The following is a 3,441-nucleotide window of genomic DNA, read 5'->3' on the forward strand; positions in this document are numbered from 1 at the left end:
AGAAAAAAAACAAGAAGCCCAAAAAAGAATATAACAGCCCAGTGAATAACTGTCATTGCTACATAAAAAAATACTGCACCAAAAATCATAATAATTATAGAAAAAACAGGAACTTCCGAACTGAAATCAGAATTAAGATGAGAAAATAAAAGTAAACCAATAAGAATTAATAAAACGCCGGCTGCAAGTAAAATATTCAGAACAGGAACTGTAATTTTTTTCATACATCAACATCCTAAAAAGAAGAAAGTAAACCAAAATAGAATACTATATAAATACATAAAAGACTAGAAGATTTTTTACTAAAAAATCCTGATATAATTGCATATAAAGCAACATTAAAATTCTTCAATTTCACTTTACGCAACAACAAAAACTCTTATAATAATAACTGTAATTTTTTATAAAATTGAGGAATTATTTATGGAAAAGACTATTGCTTTGATTCCAGGGGACGGAATCGGTCCAGATGTTGTAGCAGAAGCAGTCAAAGTTCTTGATGCTGTTGCAAAAAAATATGGTCACAAATGGAACTACACAAAAGTTATCGCAGGCGGTTCAGCAATCGATCAGTTTGGTCATCCGCTTCCAAAAGAGCAGCTTCAGATTGCTCTCGACTCAGACGCAGCTTTGCTCGGTGCTGTCGGCGGTCCAAAATGGGACAATCTTGCATCTGAACTCCGCCCTGAAAAAGCTCTTCTCGGTCTTCGCGGCGGTATGAAGGTATTTGCTAACCTCAGACCAGCTGTAATGTGGAAGCAGCTTAAAGATGCCTGCCCTCTCAAAGACGAAATCGTTGGCGAAGGCTTGGACATCCTTATCGTACGCGAACTTACAGGTGGTATCTACTTCGGTGAGCGCGGAACTTCTGAAGATCAGAACACTGCATGGGATACAGAAAAATACACCCGCCCAGAGATTGAGCGAATCGTACGCATGGGATTTGAATACGCACAGAACCGTCAGAAAAGACTCTGCGTTGTAGATAAAGCAAACATTTTAAACTCTTCACAGCTCTGGAGACGCGTTGCAGAAGACGTTAAAAAAGACTACCCGGATGTAACTCTTTCTTACCTTTACATCGACAACGCTTCAATGCAGATGGTTCGTAACCCTCGCCAGTTCGACGTTATCGCAACAAGCAATATGTTCGGTGACATTTTGAGCGACGAAGCAAGCCAGATTACAGGTTCAATCGGTATGCTCGCTTCAGCTTCTCTCGGTGACGGAACAGGCCCTGGTCTCTACGAGCCAATCCACGGTTCAGCTCCTGATATCGCAGGAAAGGACTTGGCTAATCCACTGGCAACAATCCTTTCTGCAGCAATGCTCCTCCGCTACTCATTCAAACTTGAGGAAGAAGCAAAAGCAATCGAAAACGCAGTGAACGCAGTTCTCGATGCAGGCTGGCGCACAGGCGACATTGCAGGAAGCCACCTTGCAGAAGTAAAAGCAGCAGGTAAACTCGTTGGCACCAAAAAGATGGGTGAACTTGTTCTTGAATATCTTAACAAATAAACACTAATTTCATCAAAGAAAATGTCCTGCTTTAAGGCATCACCTGAAAGCAGGACATTTTTTTTCATTTGTATAAACTTCTGAAAAGTTTTATTATGTAGCTCAAATTGGAAGACTGTTATAAGATTCTCGGAGTACGTCATGATGCCACAGCGGCAGAAATAAAGCGTGCATACCGTCAGAAAGCAAAGCTGTTACATCCTGATGCTTCTCAAAATTCGGAAACGACTGAAGAATTCCGTAAGGTCGTAAAGGCATACGAAATTCTTTCTGATGTAAAACAGCGTTCTCTTTTCGATGAATCTTATTTTACAAGGAAAGCACAGAGCCGTTACAGCCGTTCTGTTAATTCTTTTGATTACAGAAAATGGCTTTCAGCACGCAGCGATGAAGAAAGCCGTTCAAAACTTATTTTTTTTGATTTAATGCATAACCGCGAAGACGATGCTGTTGCAGAATTCAAAAAAATGAGTATGAATCATGCGGGGTTTCGTCTTGCAAAATGGTTTACTCGCGAAGATTTTATGGATTACGGCTTTATTCTTGCAGAAGAGCTCGTCCTACGTCAGGAATATTACGATGCGTTTATTTTGCTTGAACAAATTATCCGCATGGAATACAGTTACCAGTATTTCAGGCTGTTCTTTCCCGAAGTAATGGAGCTTGCAGCAAATATCCTTAAAAATCATCTGGAAGGCAAAATTGCTGATGAACTGGCACTTGATTGCTGGGAAAGAGCTCTTGAATTAGGCTTTGGAAAGTCAAATGATGCAAATTTTCTTCGGAAAATGGCTTGCGCGTATCGCAGAATTGGAGATGACCGAACTGCAAGAATTTGCGAAGAAGAAGCAAGAAGAATTATTGGTTAACAGTGATGCGCCGCATGGATGCAGCGTAAAAGACAGGACAGAATCCCTCACGGGATTCTGTCGGAGTGAGCAAACATGGAGGTTTGCGAACGGAGAAACAGTCAAGGAGATATATATTTTATGATTCGGTTAAAGAATGAAAAAGAAATCGAAGGAATCCGGAAATCCTGCCATGCGCTGGCAGATTTGTTCAGGGAAGTAATTCCTCAGGTTCATGCAGGTATGAGCACAAAAGAAGTTGATGATTTGTGCGTAAAATTTATTAAAAAAATTGGAGGAACTCCAGCCTGGTATCATGAAGATTTTCCAGGGGCAGCCTGCATCAGCATTAATAACGAAGTAATTCATGGAATTCCTTCCCGCAAAAAAATTATTCACGATGGGGATATTGTTTCACTCGATATCGGAATTGATTTAGACGGATATATCTCAGATTCAACTCATACTGTTATGATTGGAAATGTAAAACCTGAAATCCGACGTCTTGTTCAGGCTACACGTGAAAGTTTAACTGCAGGAATTGCAGCCTGCGTAAAAGGAAACCGAATCCGTGACATTTCAAATGCTGTTTATGATGTAGCGCACGGTCGTTATGGTTATGGCGTAGTTCATGAGTACTGCGGTCATGGAGTCGGTCTTGATGTCCATGAAGATCCAAGTATTCCAAATCTGCCGGAAGGCGGTCCTAACCCCCGCATTCAGGCGGGAATGGTTCTGGCAATTGAACCGATGATTAATATCGGAACAGGCGATGTTGATCTTGCAAAAGACGGCTGGACTGTTTTAACAGCAGACGGAAAGTGGAGCTGTCATGAAGAACATACAGTTGCAGTTTTCCCAGACCACACAGAGGTGCTTACCGCCTGTGATGATTTGATTTGTTAATAACAACTTTTTCTGTAACTAAAAAAAGCCTCTGAGAGTTTTATTAATAGAAACTTAATATAACTCTTTGGAGGCTTTTTATATGAAAAAAATAACAAAACGTTTCTTAGCAGGAACAATGGCTTGTGCACTGGCATTTGCCGCTGTTTCTCTTTCATGCACACGGCTT

4 protein-coding genes are annotated in these 3,441 nt (G+C 40.8%); 3 read left to right on the forward strand and 1 reads right to left on the reverse strand.

The window, feature by feature from the left end; all coding sequences use genetic code 11:
* On the reverse strand, positions 1-224 hold a 224-nt coding region (locus ACKI5B_RS10770), incomplete at its 3' end, for a hypothetical protein (protein WP_407428613.1).
* Positions 225-423: 199 nt separating this feature from the next.
* On the opposite strand from ACKI5B_RS10770, the gene leuB reads away from it, so the two are divergent.
* The 3 genes from leuB (at position 424) to map (ending at position 3,272) form a co-directional block, all read left to right on the forward strand.
* A complete protein-coding gene (leuB, locus tag ACKI5B_RS10775) occupies positions 424-1,518 on the forward strand; it encodes a 3-isopropylmalate dehydrogenase (RefSeq protein WP_407428615.1) in 1,095 nt (364 codons plus the stop codon).
* 107 nt (positions 1,519-1,625) lie between these two features.
* Positions 1,626-2,387 (forward strand): J domain-containing protein, encoded by a 762-nt coding sequence (locus tag ACKI5B_RS10780; RefSeq protein ID WP_407428617.1) that lies wholly within the window; start codon positions 1,626-1,628, stop codon positions 2,385-2,387.
* Between the two features lie 120 nt (positions 2,388-2,507).
* Positions 2,508-3,272 carry a type I methionyl aminopeptidase gene (map, locus tag ACKI5B_RS10785; RefSeq protein ID WP_407428619.1) on the forward strand — a complete coding sequence of 255 codons (765 nt, stop codon included), beginning with the start codon at positions 2,508-2,510 and terminating at the stop codon, positions 3,270-3,272.
* Positions 3,273-3,441: the final 169 nt, after the last annotated feature.

It is taken from the genome of Treponema sp., from assembly GCF_045657965.1.
In the GTDB taxonomy this organism is placed as follows: domain Bacteria; phylum Spirochaetota; class Spirochaetia; order Treponematales; family Treponemataceae; genus Treponema_D.